General features: G+C 40.8%; 24 protein-coding genes. 10 read left to right on the forward strand and 14 right to left on the reverse strand.

The genetic code is table 11. The annotated features are described in order from the left end of the window. Positions 1-120: 120 nt before the first annotated feature. Genes ilvC through ACINWC141_RS10215 form a run of 3 tightly spaced genes read right to left on the reverse strand, consistent with a single transcriptional unit; the run spans position 121 to position 3,385 of the window. Positions 121-1,137: a ketol-acid reductoisomerase gene (ilvC, locus tag ACINWC141_RS10205; RefSeq protein ID WP_003654954.1), complete on the reverse strand. Its 1,017-nt coding sequence runs from the start codon at positions 1,135-1,137 to the stop codon at positions 121-123. A gap of 32 nt (positions 1,138-1,169) precedes the next feature. Beyond that, positions 1,170-1,661 (reverse strand): acetolactate synthase small subunit, encoded by a 492-nt coding sequence (gene ilvN, locus ACINWC141_RS10210; RefSeq protein WP_001215920.1) that lies wholly within the window; start codon positions 1,659-1,661, stop codon positions 1,170-1,172. Further along, positions 1,661-3,385, reverse strand: coding sequence for an acetolactate synthase 3 large subunit (locus ACINWC141_RS10215; protein WP_009390847.1), 1,725 nt, complete (start codon positions 3,383-3,385; stop codon positions 1,661-1,663). The genes ilvN and ACINWC141_RS10215 overlap by 1 nt, the downstream gene beginning before the upstream one ends. A gap of 533 nt (positions 3,386-3,918) precedes the next feature. On the opposite strand from ACINWC141_RS10215, the gene leuS reads away from it, so the two are divergent. From leuS to ACINWC141_RS10245, 6 genes are all read left to right on the forward strand, one after another. Next, positions 3,919-6,543 (forward strand): leucine--tRNA ligase, encoded by a 2,625-nt coding sequence (gene leuS / locus ACINWC141_RS10220; RefSeq protein ID WP_009390798.1) that lies wholly within the window; start codon positions 3,919-3,921, stop codon positions 6,541-6,543. A 27-nt stretch (positions 6,544-6,570) separates the two neighbouring features. Further along, positions 6,571-7,080 carry an LPS-assembly lipoprotein LptE gene (locus ACINWC141_RS10225; protein WP_009390692.1) on the forward strand — a complete coding sequence of 170 codons (510 nt, stop codon included), beginning with the start codon at positions 6,571-6,573 and terminating at the stop codon, positions 7,078-7,080. Positions 7,081-7,098: 18 nt separating this feature from the next. Continuing rightward, positions 7,099-8,088: a DNA polymerase III subunit delta gene (holA, locus tag ACINWC141_RS10230; RefSeq protein ID WP_009390791.1), complete on the forward strand. Its 990-nt coding sequence runs from the start codon at positions 7,099-7,101 to the stop codon at positions 8,086-8,088. A 107-nt stretch (positions 8,089-8,195) separates the two neighbouring features. Next, on the forward strand, positions 8,196-9,533 hold the full coding sequence (locus tag ACINWC141_RS10235) for a MacA family efflux pump subunit (protein ID WP_009390736.1): 1,338 nt from the start codon (positions 8,196-8,198) through the stop codon (positions 9,531-9,533). Between the two features lie 2 nt (positions 9,534-9,535). Further along, positions 9,536-11,530 carry a MacB family efflux pump subunit gene (locus ACINWC141_RS10240; protein ID WP_009390666.1) on the forward strand — a complete coding sequence of 665 codons (1,995 nt, stop codon included), beginning with the start codon at positions 9,536-9,538 and terminating at the stop codon, positions 11,528-11,530. Positions 11,531-11,552: 22 nt separating this feature from the next. After that, on the forward strand, positions 11,553-12,947 hold the full coding sequence (locus ACINWC141_RS10245) for an efflux transporter outer membrane subunit (protein ID WP_081400106.1): 1,395 nt from the start codon (positions 11,553-11,555) through the stop codon (positions 12,945-12,947). A 68-nt stretch (positions 12,948-13,015) separates the two neighbouring features. On the opposite strand, the gene ACINWC141_RS10250 is transcribed toward ACINWC141_RS10245, so the two are convergent. The 3 genes from ACINWC141_RS10250 to orn form a co-directional block, all read right to left on the reverse strand. Next, a complete protein-coding gene (locus ACINWC141_RS10250; protein ID WP_009390813.1) occupies positions 13,016-13,819 on the reverse strand; it encodes an enoyl-ACP reductase FabI in 804 nt (267 codons plus the stop codon). Positions 13,820-13,956: 137 nt separating this feature from the next. Then, entirely contained in the window at positions 13,957-14,688 is a 732-nt protein-coding gene (locus ACINWC141_RS10255; protein ID WP_009390706.1) for a Bax inhibitor-1/YccA family protein, read from the reverse strand. A gap of 155 nt (positions 14,689-14,843) precedes the next feature. Then, positions 14,844-15,410 carry an oligoribonuclease gene (gene orn / locus ACINWC141_RS10260; RefSeq protein ID WP_009390807.1) on the reverse strand — a complete coding sequence of 189 codons (567 nt, stop codon included), beginning with the start codon at positions 15,408-15,410 and terminating at the stop codon, positions 14,844-14,846. A gap of 125 nt (positions 15,411-15,535) precedes the next feature. Here orn and rsgA point away from each other — a divergent pair, with 125 nt between their 5' ends. From rsgA to secB, 4 genes are all read left to right on the forward strand, one after another. Next, a complete protein-coding gene (gene rsgA, locus ACINWC141_RS10265) occupies positions 15,536-16,597 on the forward strand; it encodes a small ribosomal subunit biogenesis GTPase RsgA (protein WP_009390770.1) in 1,062 nt (353 codons plus the stop codon). A gap of 98 nt (positions 16,598-16,695) precedes the next feature. Further along, positions 16,696-17,112 (forward strand): rhodanese-like domain-containing protein, encoded by a 417-nt coding sequence (locus ACINWC141_RS10270; protein ID WP_004794673.1) that lies wholly within the window; start codon positions 16,696-16,698, stop codon positions 17,110-17,112. 11 nt (positions 17,113-17,123) lie between these two features. Next, entirely contained in the window at positions 17,124-17,381 is a 258-nt protein-coding gene (gene grxC / locus ACINWC141_RS10275; protein ID WP_009390671.1) for a glutaredoxin 3, read from the forward strand. 27 nt (positions 17,382-17,408) lie between these two features. Continuing rightward, positions 17,409-17,861 (forward strand): protein-export chaperone SecB, encoded by a 453-nt coding sequence (gene secB, locus ACINWC141_RS10280; protein WP_009390836.1) that lies wholly within the window; start codon positions 17,409-17,411, stop codon positions 17,859-17,861. A 69-nt stretch (positions 17,862-17,930) separates the two neighbouring features. Here the strand turns inward: secB and ACINWC141_RS10285 are convergent, their stop codons facing one another. The 8 genes from ACINWC141_RS10285 to ACINWC141_RS10320 are packed head-to-tail and all read right to left on the reverse strand — an operon-like array spanning position 17,931 to position 24,500. Beyond that, positions 17,931-18,587: a 4'-phosphopantetheinyl transferase family protein gene (locus ACINWC141_RS10285; RefSeq protein ID WP_009390691.1), complete on the reverse strand. Its 657-nt coding sequence runs from the start codon at positions 18,585-18,587 to the stop codon at positions 17,931-17,933. A 24-nt stretch (positions 18,588-18,611) separates the two neighbouring features. Further along, positions 18,612-19,046, reverse strand: a complete 435-nt coding sequence (locus ACINWC141_RS10290) for a hypothetical protein (protein WP_004794675.1) — start codon at positions 19,044-19,046, stop codon at positions 18,612-18,614. A gap of 11 nt (positions 19,047-19,057) precedes the next feature. Then, complete coding sequence (locus tag ACINWC141_RS10295) at positions 19,058-20,284, reverse strand: beta-ketoacyl-ACP synthase (protein WP_009390735.1); 1,227 nt, start codon at positions 20,282-20,284, stop codon at positions 19,058-19,060. Beyond that, entirely contained in the window at positions 20,284-21,009 is a 726-nt protein-coding gene (locus ACINWC141_RS10300; RefSeq protein ID WP_009390701.1) for a 3-ketoacyl-ACP reductase FabG2, read from the reverse strand. The genes ACINWC141_RS10295 and ACINWC141_RS10300 overlap by 1 nt, the downstream gene beginning before the upstream one ends. 23 nt (positions 21,010-21,032) lie before the next feature. Beyond that, complete coding sequence (locus tag ACINWC141_RS10305; protein WP_009390898.1) at positions 21,033-21,458, reverse strand: hotdog family protein; 426 nt, start codon at positions 21,456-21,458, stop codon at positions 21,033-21,035. After that, positions 21,458-22,660 (reverse strand): beta-ketoacyl-[acyl-carrier-protein] synthase family protein, encoded by a 1,203-nt coding sequence (locus tag ACINWC141_RS10310; protein WP_009390742.1) that lies wholly within the window; start codon positions 22,658-22,660, stop codon positions 21,458-21,460. The genes ACINWC141_RS10305 and ACINWC141_RS10310 overlap by 1 nt, the downstream gene beginning before the upstream one ends. Then, a complete protein-coding gene (locus ACINWC141_RS10315) occupies positions 22,657-23,202 on the reverse strand; it encodes a DUF3261 domain-containing protein (RefSeq protein WP_009390803.1) in 546 nt (181 codons plus the stop codon). The genes ACINWC141_RS10310 and ACINWC141_RS10315 overlap by 4 nt, the downstream gene beginning before the upstream one ends. A 2-nt stretch (positions 23,203-23,204) precedes the next feature. Then, positions 23,205-24,500, reverse strand: coding sequence for an NAD(P)/FAD-dependent oxidoreductase (locus ACINWC141_RS10320; protein WP_009390719.1), 1,296 nt, complete (start codon positions 24,498-24,500; stop codon positions 23,205-23,207). Positions 24,501-24,516 lie beyond the last annotated feature (16 nt).

The raw sequence follows: 24,516 nt of genomic DNA on the forward strand, positions 1-24,516 counted from the left end.
GTCTACAATTTTGTTCGCTTGAATCCAAGGTATGAACGAGGACTAGTAGAGCACCGCTCTGCCCGAGTGCAAGAGCGAAGTTTTACTTCGCTAACGCACGTTTCAAGCTAAAGAAAAAACTTAGTTTTTCTCTTTGTCTACGATTTTGTTCGCTTGAATCCAAGGCATCATCGCACGTAATTTATTACCAGTTACTTCAATACCATGTGCAGCATTTTGACGACGACGAGCAGTCATAGATGGGTAGTTTAATGCACCCTCTTGAATGAACATCTTCGCGTATTCGCCAGATTGAATACGTTTCAACGCATTACGCATTGCTTCACGAGACTGTTCGTTAATTACTTCAGTACCAGTTACATATTCACCGTACTCAGCATTGTTAGATACTGAGTAGTTCATGTCAGCGATACCGCCTTCGAACATCAAGTCAACGATCAATTTAAGTTCGTGTAAACATTCGAAGTAAGCCATTTCTGGAGCATAACCAGCTTCAACTAAAGTTTCGAAGCCCATTTTCACGAGTTCAACTGCACCACCACAAAGAACTGCTTGCTCACCGAATAAGTCAGTTTCAGTTTCTTCACGGAATGAAGTTTCGATAATACCAGTACGGCCGCCACCTACGCCTGAAGCATAAGAAAGAGCAACGTTACGTGCATTACCAGAAGCATCTTGGTGAATTGCGATAAGGTCAGGAACACCTGAACCACGTTGGTATTCAGAACGAACTGTGTGACCAGGTGCTTTCGGAGCAACCATGATTACGTCTAAGTCTTTACGTGGAACAACTTGGTTATAAAGAATTGAGAAACCATGAGCAAATGCAAGAGTTGCACCTTCTTTGATGTTTGGCTCAATCACGTCACGGTAAAGTTGTGATTGGAATTCATCTGGAGTCAAAATCATTACGAGGTCAGCTTGCTTAACAGCAGCAGGCACTTCTGCAACTTTAAGACCAGCATTTTCAGCTTTCTTCCAAGAAGCTGAATCTGCGCGTAAACCTACAGTTACGTCTACGCCAGAGTCTTTAAGGTTAAGTGCATGAGCATGACCTTGAGAACCGTAACCAACAATCGCTACTTTCTTGCCTTGGATGATTGATAAGTCACAGTCTTTATCGTAAAAAATTTGCATTTGTGTTCTCCGCTAAAATACTTTTTAAAAAATTAAATGGCTAATACTTTTTCGCCACGGGCGATACCAGATACACCTGAACGAACGACTTCTAGAATAGTGTTTTCTGCAAGTGCATCGATAAAACCATCTAATTTTTCAGTTGTCCCTGCTATTTGAATGGTATAGGTAGTTGGTGTCACGTCTACAATTTGCGCACGGAAAATATCCGCTGTTCGCTTAATTTCAGCACGTGAAGCACCTAACGCTTTTACTTTAATCAACATCAGTTCACGCTCAATGTGTGAACCTTCTGATAAATCTACTACTTTTACAACTTCAACAAGTTTGTTGAGCTGCTTTGTAATCTGTTCAATCTTATGGTCATCACCATAAGTGGTTAACGTCAAACGTGATAACGTTGGGTCTTCGGTTGGAGCTACATTCAACGTCTCAATGTTATAGTTACGTTGACTGAATAAACCTACCAAACGAGAAAGCGCACCAGCTTCATTTTCAACGAGTACAGAAATAATATGTCTCATTATGTACGCTCCCCTTTACCTAACCACATATCCTTCATGGACTGACCTGCGATCAGCATTGGATAAACATGTTCCGTACGATCAACCATAACATTAATGAATACACATTTATCATTAATTGCCATTGCCTCAGCAAGCTTAGACTCTAGTTCATCAGCATGATCAATTTGAATACCAACATGACCATATGCTTCCATTAACTTGCCAAAGTCAGGTAACGATTCAACATATGAGCTTGAGTGACGGCCTTCATAGTTCATATCTTGCCACTGTTTAACCATACCTAAAGCACGGTTATTCAAGCACAAGATCTTCACGTTCATGCCGTATTGCTTACAAGTTGAAAGCTCCTGAATACACATCTGAATTGAAGCTTCACCAGTAATACAAACCACTTGTTGATCAGGGAAAGCAAGCTTCGCAGCCATTGCATAAGGTAAACCTACGCCCATGGTGCCCAATCCGCCTGAGTTAATCCATTGACGTGGACGTTTGTACTTGTAATACAACGCGCCAAACATTTGGTGTTGACCCACATCAGAAGTAATGATGGCATCACCATTGGTCGCTTTATATAAAGCTTCAACAACTTGCTGTGGCTTCATTGTGCCATCAGCTGGTGTTTCATACTTCAAGCCATGAACTTTACGCCATTCATTAATTTGATCCCACCATGCAGCAATTGCTTCAGGATTAGGCTTAGACACATTCAATTGTTTCAATTGCGTCAACATTTCCTGAAGTACAGGCTCAACCGCCCCTACAATTGGAATGTGCGCCATGATCGTTTTTGAAATGCTCGCCGGATCAATATCAACATGGATAACTTTTGCATTCACACAGAATTTTGCAGGGTTATTGGTTACTCGGTCATCAAAACGAGCACCAATTGCAAGAATGACATCAGCATTATGCATCGCCATGTTTGCTTCATAAGTACCGTGCATTCCCAACATGCCCACAAACTGTGGGTCATCGCCAGGGAAGCCACCAAGACCCATAAGTGTATTTGTCACTGGGTAGCCCAACAAATGAGCCAACTCAGTCAATAATGCTGATGCATTACCTTGAACAACACCACCACCCGTATAAATTACAGGGCGCTTTGCACTTAAAAGTTCATCAATCGCTTTGCGAATTTGACCAGAATGACCACGTGAAGGTGGCTGATAAGAACGCATCTTCACTTTTTCAGGATATTCGTACGCAAATTTTTCTGCAGGATTTGTCGCATCCTTAGGAATATCGACCACAACTGGGCCAGGGCGACCACTAGATGCGATATAAAATGCTTTTTTGATAATTGCAGGAATTTCACTTGCGTGACGAACTTGGAAGCTGTGTTTCACGATAGGACGTGAAATACCCACCATATCAGTTTCCTGGAAAGCGTCTTCACCAATAAGATGTGATGCAACCTGGCCAGACAAAATCACCATTGGGATTGAGTCCATATAAGCTGTTGCAATTGGAGTCACAGTATTAGTTGCGCCAGGTCCAGAAGTGACCAGTACTACGCCAGTCTTACCTGTAGCACGCGAGTAAGCATCTGCCATATGACCAGCAGCTTGTTCATGACGTACGAGGTAATGATTAATTTTGTCTTGTTGAAATAGCGCATCATAAATATGTAATACAGCGCCGCCTGGATAACCAAAAACATGTTCAACGCCTTCGTCCGCAAGAGCACGAACGAGCATTTCACCACCAGATAAAAGTTCCAACGTGATTCACCCTAAAATCTTTATCACTATTTATGGAAGGCACAAATAGTGTTTCATTCATTGAATTGTCTGCACTGTTATAGCACACATATTGTCTAGTTTTCGTTGCAATAGAAAAATTTCTGTTTTTCAGCCGTATAAGCTTTTTTAACATTAATAAAGCATGTCTGGATATACATACTTTAAGTAAAATCAATCTCTCGGCTAGAGAGAATGTCTATTACAAAACATGACGGTTATTCGAAGGGTGATCAAATAATCGCATATAAAACTAAAGGAGCATTTTTGTTGTTTAATTCACTAAAGTCAAGATTAAAGAAACACTTTTCTATGATTATTTTTTAACTGTCTATTTTTTCATCTTATTTGATTTTTCCACTTTTCTTTTTTTATGACTGCCCTGCTTTTTTCAGGTTTATTCCTGTTTAATTTTTAGCGGAAAATAAATCCATCCCAAAACTGCATTTTTGTCGATTTTGCGCTATGCTGTGCAACAATCTTTAATATCAATTTTTGTTGTATAGCTTACGTCTATGACTATTTCTCACATTGACCCCGAATATCAAGCAAACACGATTGAACCATCAGTTCAACAAGATTGGGAAAATCGTAAAGTCTTTAAAGTTGCCGACACTGTCGAAGGTAAACATCGCTACATCCTGTCAATGTTTCCTTACCCAAGCGGCAAGCTGCATATGGGGCATGTGCGTAACTATACAATTGGCGATGTAATTAGCCGTTTTTATCGTTTAAAAGGTGAAACTGTGCTCCAACCTATGGGTTGGGATGCATTCGGTTTACCAGCGGAAAACGCTGCAATTGCCCATAAAGTTGCTCCGGCAAAATGGACATTTGAAAACATTGCCTACATGCGTGACCAATTAAAAAAATTAGGTCTATCTGTAGACTGGGACCGCGAGTTTGCAACCTGTACACCAGAGTACTATCACTGGGAACAATGGTTATTTGTTCAGCTTTATAAAAAAGGCCTGATCTACCGTAAACTTTCAACAGTAAACTGGGATCCGGTTGACCAAACAGTTTTGGCAAACGAACAAGTTGAAAATGGTCGTGGCTGGCGTTCAGGTGCATTGGTTGAAAAACGCGATATTCCAATGTACTACTTCCGTATCACGGATTATGCACAAGAATTATTAGACGACCTTGACACATTACAAGATGGCTGGCCTCAACAAGTGTTGACCATGCAACGTAACTGGATTGGTCGCTCTACTGGCATGGAAATTACTTTCCCATCTGCCAATACAGAAATCTATGCTGATGGCTTAACTGTTTATACAACACGTGCTGACACTTTAATGGGTGTGACGTATGTTGCTGTTGCAGCAGAACACCCTCTTGCGCTTAAAGCTGCTGAAAACAACCCTGAATTGGCTGCATTTATCGAAGAATGCCGCATGGGCTCAGTTGCTGAAGCGGACTTGGCAACAGCCGAGAAAAAAGGCATGGCAACAGGCTTGTTTGTAAAACATCCTGTAACTGGTGAAGAGCTTCCTGTTTGGATTGCAAACTACGTATTAATGTCTTATGGCTCTGGCGCGGTAATGGCTGTGCCTGCACATGACGAACGTGATTTTGAATTTGCAAACAAGTTCAGCTTGCCAATTAAACAAGTGATTGATGCCAAAGGCACTGACGATGCAGATTACTCTGCAACTGAGTGGCAAGAATGGTACGGTTCTAAAGAAGGTAAACTTGTTAACTCTGGCGAGTTTGACGGCTTAGAGTTCCAAGCTGCGTTTGACGCATTCCTTGCGAAATTAGAACCACAAGGTTTAGCAAATTCTAAAGTTCAATTCCGTTTACGTGACTGGGGTGTTTCTCGTCAACGTTACTGGGGTTGTCCAATTCCAATGATTAACTGTGACACTTGTGGTCAAGTCACAGTTCCAGAAGACCAACTTCCTGTTGTATTACCAACAGACGTTGTACCAGATGGTTCAGGCAATCCACTTAACAAAATGCCTGAGTTCTATGAAACTAAATGTCCTTGCTGTGGCGGCGATGCTCGTCGTGAAACAGATACTCTAGATACATTCGTAGAGTCATCTTGGTACTACGCACGCTATGCTTCTCCTGACTTCACTGGCGGTATGGTTAAACCTGAAGCTGCTCAAAACTGGCTTCCTGTAAACCAATACATCGGTGGTGTTGAGCACGCAATTCTTCACTTACTTTATGCACGTTTCTTCCACAAATTAATGCGTGATGAAGGCGTAGTACAAGGTAACGAGCCATTTACTAACTTGTTAACTCAAGGCATGGTGCTTGCAGATACGTTCTATCGTGAAGCAGAAAATGGTAAGAAAACTTGGTTCAACCCTGCTGACATCGAATTAGAGCGCGATGAGAAAGGTCGTATTCTTTCTGCAAAATATTCAGGTGACGGTCAAGAAGTTGTCATCGGCGGACAAGAAAAAATGTCTAAGTCGAAAAACAACGGTATTGACCCACAAGCGATTATTGATCAATACGGTGCAGATACTGCTCGTGTATTCATGATGTTCGCTGCTCCACCAGATCAATCTTTAGAATGGTCTGATGCAGGTGTTGAAGGTGCAAACCGTTTCTTGAAACGTGTATGGCGCCTTGTAGCTGGCTTCCTTGAAAAAGGCAACTCAGCTTCTACAATCGATACAGCTAATTTATCTAAAGAAGCTCAAGATTTACGTCGTAAAACACACGAAACCATTCAAAAGGTAAGTGATGATATTGAACGTCGTCATGCATTCAATACTGCGATTGCTGCTTTAATGGAGTTATTAAATGCAAGCAACAAGTTTGAAGCAAAAGATGACAACGACATTGCTGTAGAGCGTGAAGCGATCACCACACTTTTAACTTTGCTTGAACCGTTTGCACCGCATTTAAGCCAAACTTTATTGGCTCAATTTGGTACAGATGTAACTAAAGCAACCTTCCCTGAAGTGGATGCTTCTGCGTTAACACGTAATACGCAAACGATTGTTGTACAGGTTAACGGTAAACTTCGCGGTAAACTTGAAGTTTCTGTTGATATTTCTAAGGAAGATCTATTAGCTCAAGCTAAAGCTCTACCTGAAGTTCAACAATTCTTAACTGGACCAACAAAAAAAGAAATTGTGGTTCCAAATAAATTAGTTAACCTCGTGGTTTAATTAAAATTATTGATGAGAGGATCAAGCATGCACTTAGCCAAACGTTTAGCCGCTGTTGTTTTAACCTTAGGCCTTAGTGCAGGCTTAGTCGGGTGTGGATTTCATTTAAAAGGAACCAACCCGACTGCGACTCCGCTTGTTTATAAAAAGTTAAGCCTTGAATTACCAGCTAAAACTGATGATTTGGAAACGCAGTTAAAAGTATATTTGGCTGCCAATGGTGTTCAATTCAGCAATGATAATGATGCCTATGTACTCCGTGTTTTAGAGTACACACCACGTCGTCAGCTTTTAAACGGAAAACTGACAGAAGTATTATTACGCTTAACTGTAACCTTCCAGATTGAAGATCGTCAGGGTAATAAAATTACTGAACCACGCTCATTAACTGCATCTCGTAGTTATCAATATGACTTGGCAACAGTCAACACTGAAAATCAGCAAGAAAGTTACTTACAACGTCTTGTGATTGATGATATTGCACAACAGATTACTCGTCAGATTTCAGCAAATCGTTTACCAAAAGCTCAGCCTTAATCTGTATTTTTGCCCGCAATGAAAATTGACTATTTACAAGCCTTAAAACGTACTCCGGAAGCTCGGGGTGCGTGGATTTTGCATGGGCAAGAGCCCTTACTAGAACAAAATTTATTAGATGCTTTTCGCAAAAGCTGGCAGCAACAAGAAGTTGAAAGACAGCGTTATGATATTAGTAGCGTGAGCGACTGGAAAAATGTCTTTAACGCACTGAATAGCTTATCTTTATTCTCTCAGCAGCTTGCTATTGAAGTACATGGCAATATAAAACCTGATGCGAATGGCTTAAAACAACTTAAAAGTTATATACAACATAATGAACACAACCTGCTGTTAATTGTTTTACCCAAACAAGATAGTAGCAGTTTAAAATCTGCTTTTTTTCAAGTTGTTGAAGCAAATGGCGTAGTTGTTTCCTTAACAGCAAATTACCCACAAGACCGTCAACGTATTTTAAACGTAGAAGCAGAAAAGCTTGAGATCGAGCTCGATAACGATGCTTGGCAGTGGTTAATGCAACATCATGAGCACAATTTGCTCGCAGCTAAAAACAGCTTGATGCGTGTAAGAGATACCTTTCCAGATCAAAAACTGATTTTGATTGAGCATTTATATGCTTGTCTACAAGATCAGTCACGCTATACCACCTATGATTTAAGTGATGCATTATTAGAAGGCAACCTTGGCCAATCTATTAAGATTTTTCAATATTTAATTGCAGCAGGCGAACCTGATAGTCTGATTTTATGGACTTTAAGTAAAGAAATGCGCTTGTTAATGCAATTGTTTGAACAGCCTCATAATGCCTTACAGCTTGGCATATGGAAAACAAAGGTGGGTTTATATCAACAAGCTTTGAGAAGATTAAATCCACAACAGTTTTTAGGCTGGTCTACCCTGCTATTGCAAATTGATGCAGCAATTAAAGGAATGTCGAACGAAAATGCAGAACATTTAATGCAGCAAGCGATTGCTGAATTATGTGGGAAAACATTATTTATACATTAATTCGGCTGAATCATTTTTCTTCATTCCTGAAATATCATAAAAATTCACGTTTTATCCTCATTTCGCTTTTATACTTAATTAAATTTTAAACTTTTCGACCTCTCGCCATGCCAAAAATAAAGCCAATCAAACTTGTTATTATCATCGTCTGTATAGTCATTATTGCTGTATTAGCGTGGAAGTTTTTAAAACCTAAACAACAGCAGCCCCAATATATTACTGCTGAGGTGACACGTGGGGATATTGAAAATAATGTACTTGCGACAGGAACACTTGATGCAACCAAACTTATTAGTGTCGGTGCACAGGTATCAGGTCAGGTCAAAAAGATGTATGTACAACTTGGCGATCAGGTTAAGCAAGGCCAACTTATTGCACAAATTGACTCAACCACCCAAGAAAATAGTTTAAAAACTTCTGATGCAAATATTAAAAATTTAGAAGCACAGCGTCTTCAACAAGTTGCTTCTTTAAATGAAAAACAACTTGAATACCGTCGTCAGCAACAAATGTATGCGCAAGATGCAACACCACGTGCAGATTTAGAATCGGCCGAGGCAAGCTATAAAACAGCTCAGGCACAAATTAAAGCTTTAGATGCGCAAATCGAATCTGCAAAAGTTACAAAATCTACGGCACAAACCAATATTGGTTATACGCGTATTGTTGCGCCAACTGATGGTACAGTGGTCGCAATTGTGACCGAAGAAGGCCAAACCGTAAACGCCAACCAAAGCGCACCAACCATTGTCAAAATTGCAAAATTACAAAACATGACGATTAAAGCGCAGGTCAGTGAAGCTGACATTATGAAAGTTGAAAAAGGACAACAGGTTTACTTTACAACTTTAGGTGATGAAACTAAGCGCTACGCAACGTTACGTCAGATTGAACCTGCTCCTGACTCAATTTCAAGCGAATCAACAAGTAATACAAGCTCAACGACCAGTTCAGCTGTTTACTATAATGCCTTATTCGATGTGCCAAATACGGATGGTAAATTGCGTATTGATATGACAGCACAAGTTTATATCGTATTAAATTCAGCTAAAAATGCCTTACTCGTTCCGTCATCTGCACTGAGCTCTAAACAATTTTCAGGCCAAAGAAAATCAGGTCAATCTACAGATAAAGCTGCTTCGGTTCCAAGTACAGAACGCAAACATCAAGGTAATGGTGCTCGTTTAGAACGTTTAAATTTAACTGCTGAGCAAAAACAATTAATTGAACAAGGCAAATTAACTTTAAGTGTTGTACGCGTATTACAAGCTGATGGTACAACCAAACCGAAACAAATTTTGGTTGGTATTAACAACCGTGTAAATGCACAAGTGCTTGCCGGATTAAAACAAGGTGACCAAGTTGTGATTGCAGATAGTTCAGAAAATTCTGCTGCTTCTGCAAATAGTGGTAATAACCGTCGCCGTGGCCCAATGGGAATGTAAGCATGACAAAACAAGCTTTGCTTGAAGTCAGCAATCTGGTCCGGGAATTCCCTGCTGGCGAAAGCACAATACAAATTTTAAAAGGGATCGACCTTACTATTTATGAAGGTGAACTGGTTGCCATTGTTGGACAGTCTGGTTCTGGTAAATCAACCCTCATGAATATATTAGGTTGTTTGGACCGCCCTACTAGTGGTAGTTACAAGGTGAGTGGGCAAGAAACCGGAAAACTTGAACCAGACCAGCTCGCTCGACTACGCCGTGAATATTTTGGTTTTATTTTCCAGCGCTACCATTTACTCGGTGACTTATCTGCTGAGGGTAACGTTGAAGTTCCAGCGGTTTACGCAGGTGTTACACCTTCTGAGCGTAAACAACGTGCAACGGCCCTACTTACCGAATTAGGATTAGGCACTAAAACACTTAATAGACCAAGCCAACTTTCTGGTGGTCAGCAGCAACGTGTTTCGATTGCCCGTGCGCTGATGAATGGCGGTGACGTTATCCTTGCGGATGAACCAACGGGGGCGCTCGACTCTCATAGTGGTGTTGAAGTGATGCGTATTTTGCGTGAACTTAATGCCGCAGGTCACACTATTATTTTAGTCACCCACGATATGCAAGTTGCAAAAAATGCGACTCGTATTATCGAGATTAGTGACGGAGAAATTATTAGCGACCGTCCTAATGTTCCTGATCAAGCAGCAGAGCCCATTAAATCTGATCCAGATGCTGCTCCAGCATTACAAGGGAAACAGAAGAAAGGCAAAAGTATTTCTGCATGGCGCTCGACTTTAGACCGCCTGTCAGAAGCATTCCAAATGGCTTTACTGTCTATGAATGCCCATCGCATGCGTACTTTTTTAACCATGCTTGGGATCATTATTGGTATTGCCTCTGTTGTTACGGTGGTTGCGCTAGGCAAAGGTTCTCAACAACAAATTTTAAGTAATATTAGTAGTCTCGGAACCAATACGATTACGGTATTTCAAGGCCGAGGATTTGGTGACAATTCTAAAACCGCCAGTTTTAAAACCTTGGTGCCTGCCGATGCTGATGCATTAATGACCCAGCCGTATGTCAGTGCTGTCAGCCCAATGGTCAGCACCTCAAAGACCATGCGTTATCAGCAGAATGAAGCAAATGCGACCATTAATGGTGTGAGTAACGATTATTTCGATGTAAAAGGTCTTGTTTTTAAAGATGGACAAACTTTTGATCAGCGTAGTGTTCGTGATCGCTCACAGGATGTTGTGATTGATACCAATACTGAAAAACAATTCTTTAGTGACGGTACCAACCCAATTGGCCAAGTGGTACTACTTGGTAGTGTACCAGCGCGTATTATTGGCGTTGTAGAACCACAAACAAGTGGTATGGGTTCAGACGATACTTTAAATGTCTATATGCCCTATACAACCGTAATGAGCCGTATGCTGGGTCAGTCTAATGTACGCAATATCGTGGTCCGCATTAATGACAAATATTCAACTACAGCCGCAGAAAATGCGATTGTAAACTTATTAACCCAGCGCCATGGTGCACAAGATATTTTCACCATGAACAGTGACAGTATCCGTCAAACTATCGAAAAAACAACCAGTACCATGACTCTTCTAGTTTCAGCAATTGCCGTAATTTCACTGGTCGTTGGTGGTATTGGGGTGATGAATATTATGTTGGTTTCTGTGACTGAACGTACTCAAGAAATTGGCGTGCGTATGGCTGTGGGTGCGAGACAAAGTGATATTTTGCAGCAATTCCTGATTGAAGCAATTTTAGTGTGTTTAATTGGTGGTGTGCTTGGCGTCTTGCTATCGCTTGGCCTTGGACAACTCATTAATAAATTTGCCGGCGGGAACTTTAGCGTGGCTTATTCAAGCACCTCTATTATTGCAGCATTTGTCTGTTCAACACTGATTGGTGTCGTATTTGGCTTCTTGCCTGCCAAGAATGCCGCGAAACTTGACCCTGTTGCCGCACTATCACGAGAATAAGGAAAATTGCATGTCTTTCTCTATGACTAAACTCAGCACAGCACTTCTCCTCACGAGTTCTCTTGTAGGATGTGCAGCTGTAGTAAAAACCCCTTATGAAACACCTGCGGTACAAGTTCCGGGTAGTTTTCAATATGACACAGCAAAAGCAAAAAACATGTCTGCCGATCAATATTCTGATCGTTGGTGGACGCTTTTCAACGATGCACAGCTTAATCAGCTTGTAAGCAATGTATTAGAACGTAACAGCGATTTAGCAGTTGCTGGCATTACCTTAAAACAAGCCCGTCTACAAGCTGACCTAACAGCAAATAAACAAGGCTTACGTACTAACTCTAGTGTTTCAACTGGACACTCTTTTGATTTGAACTCAGGAGATGACAGTTCTAAAGGGCTATCAATGAGTGCGGGTGTAAGCTATGAGCTTGATTTGTTTGGTAAGCTTGCACGTCAAACTGAAGCAAGCAAATGGGAAGCTTTGGCGACTGAACAAGACCTGCAAGCCACTGGGCAAAGTTTAATTGCAACCACTGCTAAACTTTATTGGCAACTGGGTTATCTAAATGAGCGCTACACAACTGCACAGCAAAGTCTAGCAACCTCTCAAAAGCTTTATGACTTGGTACAAATTCAATATAAAGCTGGTGCTGTTTCAGGTGTAGATCTGACTCAAGCAGAACAATCAGTACAAAGCCAGAAAGCGAGTTTAAGCCAGATTGAACAACAATTGGTTGAAACACGAACGGCTATTGCGGTGTTATTGCATGAGCCATTGCAACAATTAAACATTCAAGAGCCAAAGCGCTTACCACGCACTGCTCTACCTGCAATTGGTGCTGGTTTACCTGCTGATATTTTATCGCGTCGTCCCGATTTACAAGCCTCTGAGCTTCGTTTGAAAAAGGCGCTAGCGACTAAAGATGCAACTAAAGCAAGCTACTACCCATCAATTAGCTTAACCAGTAGTTTGGGCTCAAGCAGTACATCGTTGACAGAACTGTTACGTAACCCTGCCCTAACTTTAGGTGCAAGTTTAAGCTTACCATTTTTGCAATATAATGATATGAAGAAAGATATCGCGATTAGCAATCTGGATTATGAAAAAGCGATTATTCAATATCGTCAAACGCTTTATCAGGCTTTTGCTGATGTCGAAAATGCTTTATCGAGTCGTACCGAACTGGATAAACAAGTAGCCTTACAAGAACGTAATGTTGAACTTGCAGAAAAAACTGAACGTTTAACTGAAGTCCGCTACCGTTATGGTGCTGTTGCTTTAAAAACACTTCTCGATGCTCAGCAAACCACACGCACCGCAAGATTAAGCCTTGTTGAAACCAAACAAAGTCAATACAACGCGTATGTCACCCTCATGCAAGCTTTAGGGGGTTCCTCTGTAAAAGAACTTCCTCAATAACTTGCACCAATTTAAAAAGCCGTAGTCCTTCAACTACGGCTTTTTTATGGCTGAATAAATTTTAAAACTTATTCATCATCCATCATAGATTGGCTCATACCTACAGTATTGAAACCAGCATCTACATATAGAATTTCACCAGTAATACCTGAAGCCCAAGGTGAGCAAAGGAACAATGCAGCATTACCCACTTCGTCAATGGTTACATTGCGTTTTAACGGAGCAACTTTTTCATTGGCATCTAACATTTTACGGAAAGATTTAATACCAGAAGCAGCCAAAGTACGGATTGGACCTGCAGAAATCGCGTTTACACGAATACCGTCAACACCCAAGCTTGATGCCAAGTAGCGAACACCCGCTTCTAAAGAAGCTTTTGCCATACCCATAACGTTGTAGTTAGGCATAACGCGCTCAGAACCTTGATAAGTCAAAGTCAACAAACAACCTTGGCGAGCTTGTAATAATGGTTTTGCAGCACGTGCCATTGCAATAAAGCTGTATGCACTGATGTCATGAGCAACTTTAAAACCGTCACGGTCAGTCACGTCAGTAAAGTCACCATCAAGCGTATGTGCAGGAGCAAAGCCAATAGAGTGAACTACGCCATCTAGACCGTCCCAATGTTTTGCAAGTTCTGCAAATGCATTGTCAATTTCACTATCAACTGCAACATCACATGGAAACACAAGCTTAGAACCGAATTGCTCAGCAAACTCATCCACACGTTTTTTTAATTTTTCGTTTGGATAAGTAAACGCAAGCTCTGCACCTTCACGGTGTAATGCTTGGGCAATACCAAAAGCAATTGATAATTTACTAGCAACGCCTGCAATCAAAAAGCGTTTACCTACTAAAAGTCCTTGTGTCATGCCGATCTCACTCAAAACAATTTAAAGCATAATGCCAATATTCAACGTTTTTCGAAATTGCATAATGCATCTTTTTTCAAAAATCGCACGAAAAAAAATCGCTCCACATGAGGAGCGACTTCTAGATGAATATAATCTTAGTCGTCAGATAACAAACCAATCAAACGTAAAAAAGAGATATACATCCAAACTAAAGTTGAGAGTAACGCAATACCACATAACCACTCCATAAACTTTGGAGCACGGTAAGCTGCGTTGGTTTCAATTAAATCGAAGTCTAAAATCAGGTTAAGTGAAGCAATGACTGCAATAAATGCAGCAAAACCAATGCCTAACCAGTTACTTTCAAAAATATAAGGAATGCTTGAACCAAACGCTAAACGCATGATCATCTGCACAATAAATACAAGAAAAATAGCCAAAGACGCAGAAATCACGACTGACTTAAATTTTTCCGTTGCACGTACAATCTTAAATTTATATAAACCAAACATCACCAAAGTCGTAACGAAGGTTGCTAATAAGGCCTGTAACGGTACACCTGGGTATTTCATTTGAAAAGTAAATGAAATACCACCTAAAAATGCGCCTTCAAAGAGTGCATATGGAATTGCCAAGGTGGGTGCAGTCGTCGGTTTGAATGTTGCAATTAAGGCTAAAACCAATCCGCCAATTGCACCAACAATTGAAGCGGCGTAAGCAATACCCACATTTGCAGTAAAAGCTGCGTATAAAAATAAAGCAATGCCCACAGTCGCTGCAATGACTGTCAACATAATAGATTTTTGAATCGCACCTTGCACAGTCATCGGTTGACTATAGTCACTGACCGTTTCAACACGCGTCAGTATCGGATTATTACTTTGCATAAATGCTCTCTTTTTATAATAAAAAAATTTAAAACATCATTTTAAGCAAAATGAATATGAAAGCCAAATCAGAGGGTCGGCATTATTGTAACAATGTCCTTTAAACAGTAAAAAAGGAGGCAATAGCCCCCTTTCATATCACTTGGGCAAAGTTATTAATCTTTACCGTCAGTGTTCATAATAAAAAAGTATTCACGGTAATATTTCAACTCGGAAATCGAATCACGAATATCATCCATTGCCAAATGTGATGCATTCTTTTTCAGACCGCTCATGATTTCAGGACGCCAGCGTTTTGAGAGTTCTTTTATCGTAGATACATCAAGATTACGATAGTGGAAGTACTGCTCTAGTTCAGGCATAAGACGGTGTAAGAAACGGCGATCCTGACAAATCGAGTTACCGCACATCGGTGAAACTTTTGGATTGACCCATTTTTTTAGGAATTCTAAAGTCTGTAACTCAGCATCACGAGCTGTTAATTTGCTGCGACGAACTCGTTCAACCAACCCAGATTGCCCATGTTGGCGGGTATTCCACTCATCCATTGCATTTAAAATACGGTCAGGCTGATGAACGGCTAAAACCGGACCTTCGGCAAGTACATTTAAATGATCATCTGTAATAATTGTTGCGATTTCAATAATTTGGTCATTATCGGTATCTAAACCGGTCATTTCCAAATCAATCCAAATTAATCGTGTATTTAAAGTACTGCTCATGTATGTACGTTCTAAAATGCCGTAAAAACATCAATAGTAGCAAATTTCTTGCATCTGCGCTGTAATTCTATAGCCGCTTCATGCTATTTTTGCCATCTTCAAACAGTGGTTTTTTTGGGATATGAATGGCTTTAATTCGTAAGCGTCGTTTAACTGAACAACAGCAACGTCGTATTGAAAAACAGCACAAAACTCGCCAAGAAGAGGCCGATACTTCACAAGATTTGGACGGACTTGTTGTACAACATTATGGTCGCCAACTCGAAGTACAGGCACTCTCTGTACCTGAGCATCACCCAGAAAAACCTCAAGTCGCCGAAGGAGAACCAGAACCCTTCTGGAAACCTATCGAGCTCAAAAGTGTATGGCGCTGCCATACTCGAACAAACCTTGAGTTACTTGTGACTGGTGACCGAGTTAAATGGCAAGCTGACCCAAACACGGGGTTAGGCATTATTACAGCCATTCACCCTCGTACCTCTTTACTTACCCGTCCAGACCGTTATCACAAGGTTAAACCAGTTGCAGCAAATATCAGTTTGATTGTAATTGTATTTTCTCCACTTCCTGAGCCTGCGCCAACGTTAATTGATCGATATTTAGTTGCTTGCGCAGATGCTAACATTCCGGCACTTTTAGTCTTAAATAAATCTGATCTATTAACCGAGAATGACCCAATTCTTACGCTATTAGAAGAATATAAAACTTTGGGTTATGAAGTGATGATTTGTCAGTCTAAACAGGGAGATATTTCTGCTTTATCTGAACGTTTAGATGGTGAAACAGTAGCTTTCGTTGGACAATCAGGTGTAGGGAAAAGCTCTTTAATTAATGTGCTCATTCCAGATGCAGAGCAAAAAACAAATATTATTTCTGAAAACTCTGCACTCGGTCAGCACACAACCACCTCTACACGTTTAATGAATTTCGGTAAAAATGGCGCGTTAATTGACTCTCCGGGAATTCGTGAGTTTGGACTTTGGCATCTTGATTTAGAAAAAATTCGTATGGGCTTTCCAGAAATTGAAGCACATTTGGGTTCTTGCCAATTCCGTAATTGCACCCATACCCATGAAAAGAACTGTGGGTTAAAACACGCTGTAGAATCTGGTGAAATTTTACCACGGCGCCTAGATAGCTTTTTGCGTTTAAATGATGAGATTCAAGAAGCACAGCAAAAAAACTAATTTTCTGCCCGCTTTGCCCTTGAAGTGGTGATTTTGATCACCATCTATATACGCTATACTCTAGGTCAATTTTGTTTTTAATTTTTTTTAGGTGACTTGTGGAACGCTGGTTAGAGTTTATGGGGAATCACCCCATTTTGTTTGGTACGCTCGGAGTCTTGGTCGTGTTGTTCTTCATTTTTGAAGGTCAACGTAACGGTCGTAAAATTTCACCACAGTCGCTTGGTATTTTAGTGAAAGCGAAAAATGCCATACTCATCGACTTGCGCGATAGTAAAGACTTCCGTGAAGGTCATATTAGCGGCAGCCGCAATATTCCTTTCAGTCAAATTGCAAGTCATGCTGATGAATTAAAAGCAAGTGACCGTCCATTGGTATTTATTTGCAATCTGGGGCAAGTTGCTGGTAGTGCTTTGCAAAAAGTTGCTCACCATGACAGCTATCGTCTTGATGGCGGTATTAGTAACTGGAAAGCACAAGGCTTACCTCTTGTTAAAAGCAAACCAAAAGCTTAAGGAGAATTATTATGGCTGCAAATGTCATTGTTTACTCAACTTCTGTATGCCCGTATTGCGTTCGTGCTAAACAGTTACTTGAGCGTAAAGGTATTGCTTACAAAGAAGTAAATCTTTCTGTCGAAGCACCGGAAGTACGTGTTGAATTAATGCAACGCACTAATCATCGTACTGTCCCACAAATTTTTATTAACGATCAGTTTATTGGTGGTTTTGACCAACTTTATGCTTTAGAGCGTGAAGGTAAACTCGACGAATTATTGGCTTAATCTCGCATCCATATTAAGGAAAAAACAATGAGCGAAGAACAACAAGTTCAACCACAATTAGCTTTAGAGCGTATTTATACAAAAGATATTTCTTTTGAGGTTCCTGGGGCGCAGGTTTTTACGAAACAATGGCAACCTGAACTCAATATCAATCTTTCTTCTGCTGCAGAAAAAATTGATCCAACTCATTTTGAAGTTTCTTTAAAAGTTGTGGTACAAGCCAATAACGACAACGAAACAGCGTTCATTGTAGATATCACTCAATCAGGTATTTTCTTGATTGATAACATCGAAGAAGACCGCTTACCTTATATTTTAGGCGCTTATTGCCCAAATATTTTGTTCCCGTTCTTACGTGAAGCGGTAAATGATTTAGTGACTAAAGGTAGCTTCCCACAGTTACTTCTTACACCAATCAACTTTGATGCAGAGTTCGAAGCTAATATGCAACGTGCTCAAGCTGTTGAAGGTCAAGCTTAATTTTATAGCTTGCTCTAGACTAAAAAAACCGCGTAATTCGCGGTTTTTTTATGTCTGCTATTTCGCTTATTAAGCATCAAGTGAATGAAGCTGTATTGTAGGAAACTGAAAACCACGGCAAGATAATTCTGAGCGCCATGCCACTGTTAGAATCATGTTACCCACAACGAAGTTTTGATAAGCAAATGTCCCGATCAGTGGATGAGAACATATTCCGCCACGGTCTGTAGGATGTGCTTGAGTATTTAAAGTATTTAAATCTAAACGGATACCAAGGCCTGAAGCTTTTAGAACAGCCTCTTTAGTCGTCCAGACTTTAAACCAATATTCTCTATCTTGGTCTAGACTTTGCCATGTTGCATATTCATCAGGATGAAATGCATGCTGAGCTAGAGCTTCCAAACGTACTTTACGGTCTAACTCTTCGACGTCTATACCGATATCTTTAACATGCTGACTCATCGCTAAAGCATAATACTGTTGGCTATGAGAGTGATTAAAATCTAAATCGTGATTCAATAAATATGGTTTGCCATGTTCATGCTTTGCAAACTCTAAATCCGTTATTGTAATTTGTAATTTCTGCGCTATAAGCTCATTTCTAATATCATGTATTTGCTGTTTTTTATAATGATTAAATGTACGAAAGTCCGGGAAATCTTGTTTAGATTTTAAAAGAAGCTGGGACAATGTTTGTGTATAGACTTCAATATTACGCTTAGACATTGTCCCGACCTTACTTAAAATTAATTAGAATTTAACCACGTCGCCTTTTAAGGTAACACCCGCCATCATGGCACCTTTATAGCAATCGTAAGTTGTCGTACTTGTAGTTTCATTGGCTTTAAAATAGCTCACAATATTGGTAACAGCATTTGCACCTTGTGCTTTAGCATTGTTTTGCATTTGGATCAGTGCTGAACGTAAAACCCAGTCACAAGACGTTGCTGCTGACTTACCAAAACCATTGGTCTTTTTATTGGTCACCGCATCTTTTTGAATAATTTTACCGCCAGACTTTGTACCCTTTAAATAAAACTTTACTGAACCATCTAAAGTCCCATCTGCAACTGCACGGTCTACAGCTTCTTTAAAATTTAACTGATGTACTTCATCTCCAGCCTGAACAGTTGCAGTAAAACCCGCACTTAGCATTGCTACAAATAAAAGTTTTTTATTTAACATTGTTGTGTTCCTTATTGTTTAACACGTTTAAAAATAAGCGAAGTATTAATTCCGCCAAAAGCAAAGTTATTGCTCATAATAATGTTCGCATCCAAATTTCTCGGCTGCTGAACGATATAATCTAGATCACCGCACAATGGATCAATTTCATCTAGGTTTAAAGTTGGAATAAAGCGGCCACGATTCATCATTTCAATGCTCAGCCAAGCTTCAATAGCTCCACACGCCCCCAGCGTATGTCCAAAGTAGCTTTTTAAAGAGCTGATCGGTTTACGTCCTAAAACTGTTGCTGTCGCCTGACTTTCAGCCACATCCCCCTGATCAGTTGAGGTGCCATGCGCATTTACATAAGCGATGTCCTTCGCTTCTACAGATGCATCTTTCAGGGCTAATTGCATACAACGGCCCATCATCTCAGCATCTGGTTTGGTTACATGTTGGCCATCAGTATTGCTACCATAGCCAATCACTTCTGCATAAATATGAGCACCTCGAGCTTTGGCATGTTCATATTCTTCTAAAATTAAACAGCCTGCCCCTTCACCAATCACTAATCCATCTCGCTTAGCATCAAATGGACGTGGTGTTTTTTCTGGTTGGTCATTCATTCCACTAGTCGCGAACAATACATCAAAAACTGCCGCACCTGCTGCACTGAGTTCCTCTGCACCACCCGCAATCATGACCTGTTGTTTGCCATATTTAATTGCTTCATAGGCTTGCCCAATGGCCATAGAACCAGAGGTACATGCACTTGAGGTCGGTAAAGTTAACCCTTTTAGGCCAAAATATACGGTCATGTTTACCGCGCTTGTGTGGGCCATCATACGGATATAGGTTGTTGCATTGATCTTACTCATGCTCTGATGAAGTAACATGCTCGCAAATTCACCCACGGCATCTACACTACCCGCAGATGAACCAAAAGCAACCCCGGCTTCGCCACTAGATAAAATTTCGTGTCCAAGCAAACCAGCATTTTGTAAAGCAGTTTCGGCACAAACCACAGACATTAAGGCCACGCGTCCCATGCCACGGGTAACTTTACGGTTAAAATGTTTTGGGACATGGAATGTTTCAACAGGGCCAGCAAGCTTAGTCCGAAGGTCAACATATTGCTCCCACTCTGGCATGTAGCGTATACCACTTTTAGCAGCGTCAAATCGAGCAAAGATCTCATCGGAAGTTTCACCTAAAGAGGTAATTCCTGCCATTCCCGTCACGACCACACGTTTCATCAGATGAGTCCCCCATTTACAGAAATAACCTGTCGAGTTACATAAGAGGCTTCATCTGAACACAAGAATTTCACCACGCTCGCCACCTCATCGACCTGTCCCATGCGTTGCAACGGAATCATTTTAAGCGCATGTTCTTTGACTTCATCTGTCACCATTTCAGTTTCAATGAGCCCTGGTGCAACACAATTCACAGTAATTTTTCGCTTCGCCAATTCGAGTGCCAAGGCTTTAGTCGCACCAATCAGACCTGCTTTTGCAGCACTGTAGTTGACCTGACCACGGTTACCCATAATCCCAGAAACTGAAGATAAGGTGACAATACGACCACCTTTACGTAAGTGAATCATTGGCATAACTAATGGTTTTAATACGTTATAAAAACCGTCTAATGAGGTTGAGATAACTTCATCCCAATCTTGATCGGTGAGTGCTGGGAAAGCGCCATCATGAGTAAGACCAGCATTCAAAACAACACCATAGAATGCGCCATGCTGCTCTACATCTTGTTCTAAAATCTGTTGAACGGTTTGGCGTTCAGTTACATCAAACATTAGATAATGGCTATTTTGTCCTAACGCTTGAATCTCTTGTACAACTTGCTCAGCATCAGCCTGACGCGAACGTGCATGCACTGTTACATCAAAACCACCCTTTGCCAGTTGTAAGGCAATCGCTTTCCCAATTCCTCGACTTGAACCCGTTACTAAAATTCGTCTTGTCACAATGTATTCCTAATTCTTTGTGGTTATTCAAATGGTGATTCTGTTGGCTCAAATACACTTAACGTTGCCTGAATGCAGTGCTCAGCATATTGAATTTCACAGGAAAATTGCCCAAGGCCTTCATGAAAATATTGTTGTTCTATTTGAATGATCAATCGTGAACCCAAGGCGAAATAAGGGATCGGCAAATTTAACTTACGCGTTCCCAATAAAAAACCGATTTTTGGCGCTTCTTTTGACTGCTGACCTTGCCAGCCTGAATAAGCACTAATTGTTTGTGCCATAATTTCAATGCTTGCCCATGTCGGCAAACCTTCTGCTTCACAAAACATGAGCTCTGGCGTAATCGTAAGTTCTGCTTGCGCCCGCCCTTCTGCAAACTCGGTTAAATGGTCAATAAATACCATCGGTTGTTCATGAGGAATATATTGAATTGCATCTAGTTTCATCAGGGCTTCACTCCAAAAACAAGACTAATATTACTTCCGCCAAAAGCGAAAGAATTACTCATGACATAGCGGATGGGCTGTTTTAGCTCAGCATCTTGCACATAGTTTTGGTCGGCCAATTCTGGATCAACCTCAACATTTTGATGTAAAGGCAACCAATTTTGATCTTTTAAAACTTGCTCACAAATAAAAGCTTCTATGGCACCAGCAGCGCCGAGGCAATGTCCAGTTTTATGTTTTGTACTACTTAAAGCAACTTGGTAATCACCAAAAACTTGTCGTACAGCCTTAATTTCCATTGCGTCATTTTGTGGAGTTGCTGTTCCGTGCAAGTTGATATAACCAATCTCTAGAGCTGAAATTTGAGCCATATCTAATGCACGTTGCATAGCTAAAGCGGCACCTTCACCTTCAGGATGCGGGGCCGAAATGTGCCATGCATCCATAGATTCACCCGCTCCTATTAACATGACAGGTGCTTGTTCTTTACTTAGTACAAAAAACGCAGCGGCTTCACCAATATTAATACCATCACGGTTTACACCGCAGGGTTGGCAAACATGTTCAGATAAACTCTCTAGGCTATTAAATCCATTTAGGGTCAACTTGCACAAGGTATCGACGCCACCAACCAGCACAACATCGGCTAAATCTGCGTGAAGTAATCTCTGCCCTGCGGCTAATGCTTTAGCGCTTGAAGAACAAGCTGTTGAAATCGTATAGGCTGGCCCTTCCCATCCTAAGTACTGCTGCAATGCTTTCGCTAAACAGCTCATTTCTTGGGGATAATGAGATATCGATAGATCGGTTTGCCCTTGAAAATATTGCTTAAGCAATAATTCATTATCTGCAATACCAGAAGTGGATGTGCCCACCACAATGGCCAAACGTTTATTTTCAAAGGATGCCGTATAGGCTTTTAACTCTGTTTCAATTTCAGATAATGCGGTTAATGCAAAACGTAGATTACGTGAATCTACAGACTGTAAAGCATGAGGTACGCTCGAACATAATGGATGCGTATATTGTCCCACCCAAACATCACGATCAGCGATTAAATCATCTCGCAAACTCAAGGTTTGCTGCGGCTGTTGTAATGCCTGTTTAATTTGATTAAGTTCGCAGCCTAATGCAGATAAACCAACACTAAATTGTATGCCTACTGCCATTGGAGCTGCATTTTCTGAAGGTAAATGTTTCATGGCGTAGAACTTTCTTCTGTCTGCAAGGTGTTCTCAATCGAACTCAGCGTCATGGTATAAGGGACTTGTTCATTAATCAATTCAATGCTTCCTTGCCCCTGTTTAAGCTGCAACACAGGTTGCCTTTCAATATAAACAACCTGCTTGTCTGCTTGTTGTTTCATCTCTACAGCTTGTTGTCCTAAATGTGAAAATTGAGGATATGTTGCGAACAAAAGGTCACGTACCACAAACTCAAAAGGCAATAAACGCATTTGATCAATACGCTGTTCAACATGAACCCGATGCCCATCAAACTGTAACTTAAATAATTGCTGGCCTGTCAGGCTTAAAGCGACCATATCCAGTACAGCACCTTTTTGCTGTTGATATAACAAGAAGCTAAAACTTTGCTGCTTCCACTGAACTTCAACTTGATCTTGCCTTTGATAAGTCTGAGCCTGCCATAGAGGACTTTGTAGCCCTTTGGCATGTGGCATGACCTGACAACCATTTAAAAATAAAAAGCTGCTGAGTAATATCGTTGCCCATTTGCGCTGCATGGTTATCCCTCAAGTACCTGTTCTTGCGTCAAGCCTTCACGACAATATTCTGCCAAGGTGCTGAGTCTACGCTTAGCATTTTTATGAATCGGATTTTTTTCATCCCACGCATAACCAGCCAATAATGAAGAAATCATACGGCGAATACCTTCATTCTGATTTTGCGAGAACACCACATCTTGGAACTCGCCTTCGTACCATGATTCAACATAGGCACGAAATACCTGAATACCACGGCGTAATGGTTTTTCATACTCTTGTAACCAGTCAACTTGCTCACCTTGTAAAACTCGTTCAACCAAAGGAACCGCCAAACTTGAAGATTTAAGAGCAATCGTCACACCTGATGAAAAGACTGGATCAAGAAACTCACCCGCATTACCTAATAGCGCATAGTTGCGATCTGCCAAGTGTTTTACATTTGCTGAGTAGCCCACTAAAGTTCGCACTGGTGTATCAAACTTTGCACGGTGCAAAACATGTGACAAGCTTGGTTCATCAGCCAAAATACGTTTGAACATTGCTTCAGGTTCATTATCCGAAGCATTTTCGACCGTGTATTTGTCAAAAAAGTCTTGTTCTGCAACGATACCAAAAGAAGCCCGTCCGTCTGCAAATGGAATGAGCCAATACCATGCGCGATGATCTTTTTCATGCACAGTAATTAAAATTTTATTGCGGTCAAACTCCGGATCATCGGCAATACCATCTTCAATATGGGTAAACAGCGCACGTCGTACTGGAAAATTTGATGGGCTCTCTAAATCTAAAAGCTTTGGTAAAATGCGTCCAAAACCACTCGCATCTAACAAAAATTTAGTTTGAATCTGATAACGCTGTTGCTCTTCATCTAATACAGTAAGCAAAGGCTGTTCAGATGCAACATCAACATCTAAAACCTCATGTCCAAAACGAATGTCTGCGCCATAAGCTTGAGCTTGTTTTGCAAGCAAGTTATCGAAATCTGCACGACGAACTTGCCAAGTCGTTCCCGGCCCATCCGTAAATTTTTCTGTAAAATCATAAAAACTACGCTGTTTGCCACGTAAAAAAGCTGCCCCATTTTTAAATTGAAAAGCATACTGCTCAACATGCTCACGGACTGTTTCTAATAAGCCAGCCTCTTCTAAAAACGCCATAGACTGCGGTAGCAATGACTCACCTATCGAAAAACGAGGGAAATACTGTTTTTCAATGACTGTAACGGTATAGCCCTTTTTTCGAAGAAGTGCAGCAGCAGAACTACCTGATGGCCCAGCCCCAATAATCACGACATCAATTTTTTCTAAAGTGCTCATAGCACAACTTCCTTTT

The organism is Acinetobacter sp. WC-141 (genome assembly GCF_000313935.1).
Classification (GTDB): Bacteria; Pseudomonadota; Gammaproteobacteria; order Pseudomonadales; family Moraxellaceae; genus Acinetobacter.

Excerpts from the sequence above, each read along its gene's own strand:
- ilvC (WP_003654954.1), bottom strand. The coding sequence starts at position 1,137 with ATGCAAATTTTTTACGATAAAGACTGTGACTTATCAATCATCCAAGGC.
- ilvN (WP_001215920.1), bottom strand. The coding sequence starts at position 1,661 with ATGAGACATATTATTTCTGTACTCGTTGAAAATGAAGCTGGTGCGCTT.
- leuS (WP_009390798.1), top strand. The coding sequence starts at position 3,919 with ATGACTATTTCTCACATTGACCCCGAATATCAAGCAAACACGATTGAA.
- ACINWC141_RS10225 (WP_009390692.1), top strand. The coding sequence starts at position 6,571 with ATGCACTTAGCCAAACGTTTAGCCGCTGTTGTTTTAACCTTAGGCCTT.
- holA (WP_009390791.1), top strand. The coding sequence starts at position 7,099 with ATGAAAATTGACTATTTACAAGCCTTAAAACGTACTCCGGAAGCTCGG.
- ACINWC141_RS10235 (WP_009390736.1), top strand. The coding sequence starts at position 8,196 with ATGCCAAAAATAAAGCCAATCAAACTTGTTATTATCATCGTCTGTATA.
- ACINWC141_RS10240 (WP_009390666.1), top strand. The coding sequence starts at position 9,536 with ATGACAAAACAAGCTTTGCTTGAAGTCAGCAATCTGGTCCGGGAATTC.
- ACINWC141_RS10245 (WP_081400106.1), top strand. The coding sequence starts at position 11,553 with ATGACTAAACTCAGCACAGCACTTCTCCTCACGAGTTCTCTTGTAGGA.
- ACINWC141_RS10250 (WP_009390813.1), bottom strand. The coding sequence starts at position 13,819 with ATGACACAAGGACTTTTAGTAGGTAAACGCTTTTTGATTGCAGGCGTT.
- ACINWC141_RS10255 (WP_009390706.1), bottom strand. The coding sequence starts at position 14,688 with ATGCAAAGTAATAATCCGATACTGACGCGTGTTGAAACGGTCAGTGAC.
- orn (WP_009390807.1), bottom strand. The coding sequence starts at position 15,410 with ATGAGCAGTACTTTAAATACACGATTAATTTGGATTGATTTGGAAATG.
- rsgA (WP_009390770.1), top strand. The coding sequence starts at position 15,536 with ATGGCTTTAATTCGTAAGCGTCGTTTAACTGAACAACAGCAACGTCGT.
- grxC (WP_009390671.1), top strand. The coding sequence starts at position 17,124 with ATGGCTGCAAATGTCATTGTTTACTCAACTTCTGTATGCCCGTATTGC.
- secB (WP_009390836.1), top strand. The coding sequence starts at position 17,409 with ATGAGCGAAGAACAACAAGTTCAACCACAATTAGCTTTAGAGCGTATT.
- ACINWC141_RS10285 (WP_009390691.1), bottom strand. The coding sequence starts at position 18,587 with ATGTCTAAGCGTAATATTGAAGTCTATACACAAACATTGTCCCAGCTT.
- ACINWC141_RS10290 (WP_004794675.1), bottom strand. The coding sequence starts at position 19,046 with ATGTTAAATAAAAAACTTTTATTTGTAGCAATGCTAAGTGCGGGTTTT.
- ACINWC141_RS10295 (WP_009390735.1), bottom strand. The coding sequence starts at position 20,284 with ATGAAACGTGTGGTCGTGACGGGAATGGCAGGAATTACCTCTTTAGGT.
- ACINWC141_RS10305 (WP_009390898.1), bottom strand. The coding sequence starts at position 21,458 with ATGAAACTAGATGCAATTCAATATATTCCTCATGAACAACCGATGGTA.
- ACINWC141_RS10310 (WP_009390742.1), bottom strand. The coding sequence starts at position 22,660 with ATGAAACATTTACCTTCAGAAAATGCAGCTCCAATGGCAGTAGGCATA.
- ACINWC141_RS10315 (WP_009390803.1), bottom strand. The coding sequence starts at position 23,202 with ATGCAGCGCAAATGGGCAACGATATTACTCAGCAGCTTTTTATTTTTA.
- ACINWC141_RS10320 (WP_009390719.1), bottom strand. The coding sequence starts at position 24,500 with ATGAGCACTTTAGAAAAAATTGATGTCGTGATTATTGGGGCTGGGCCA.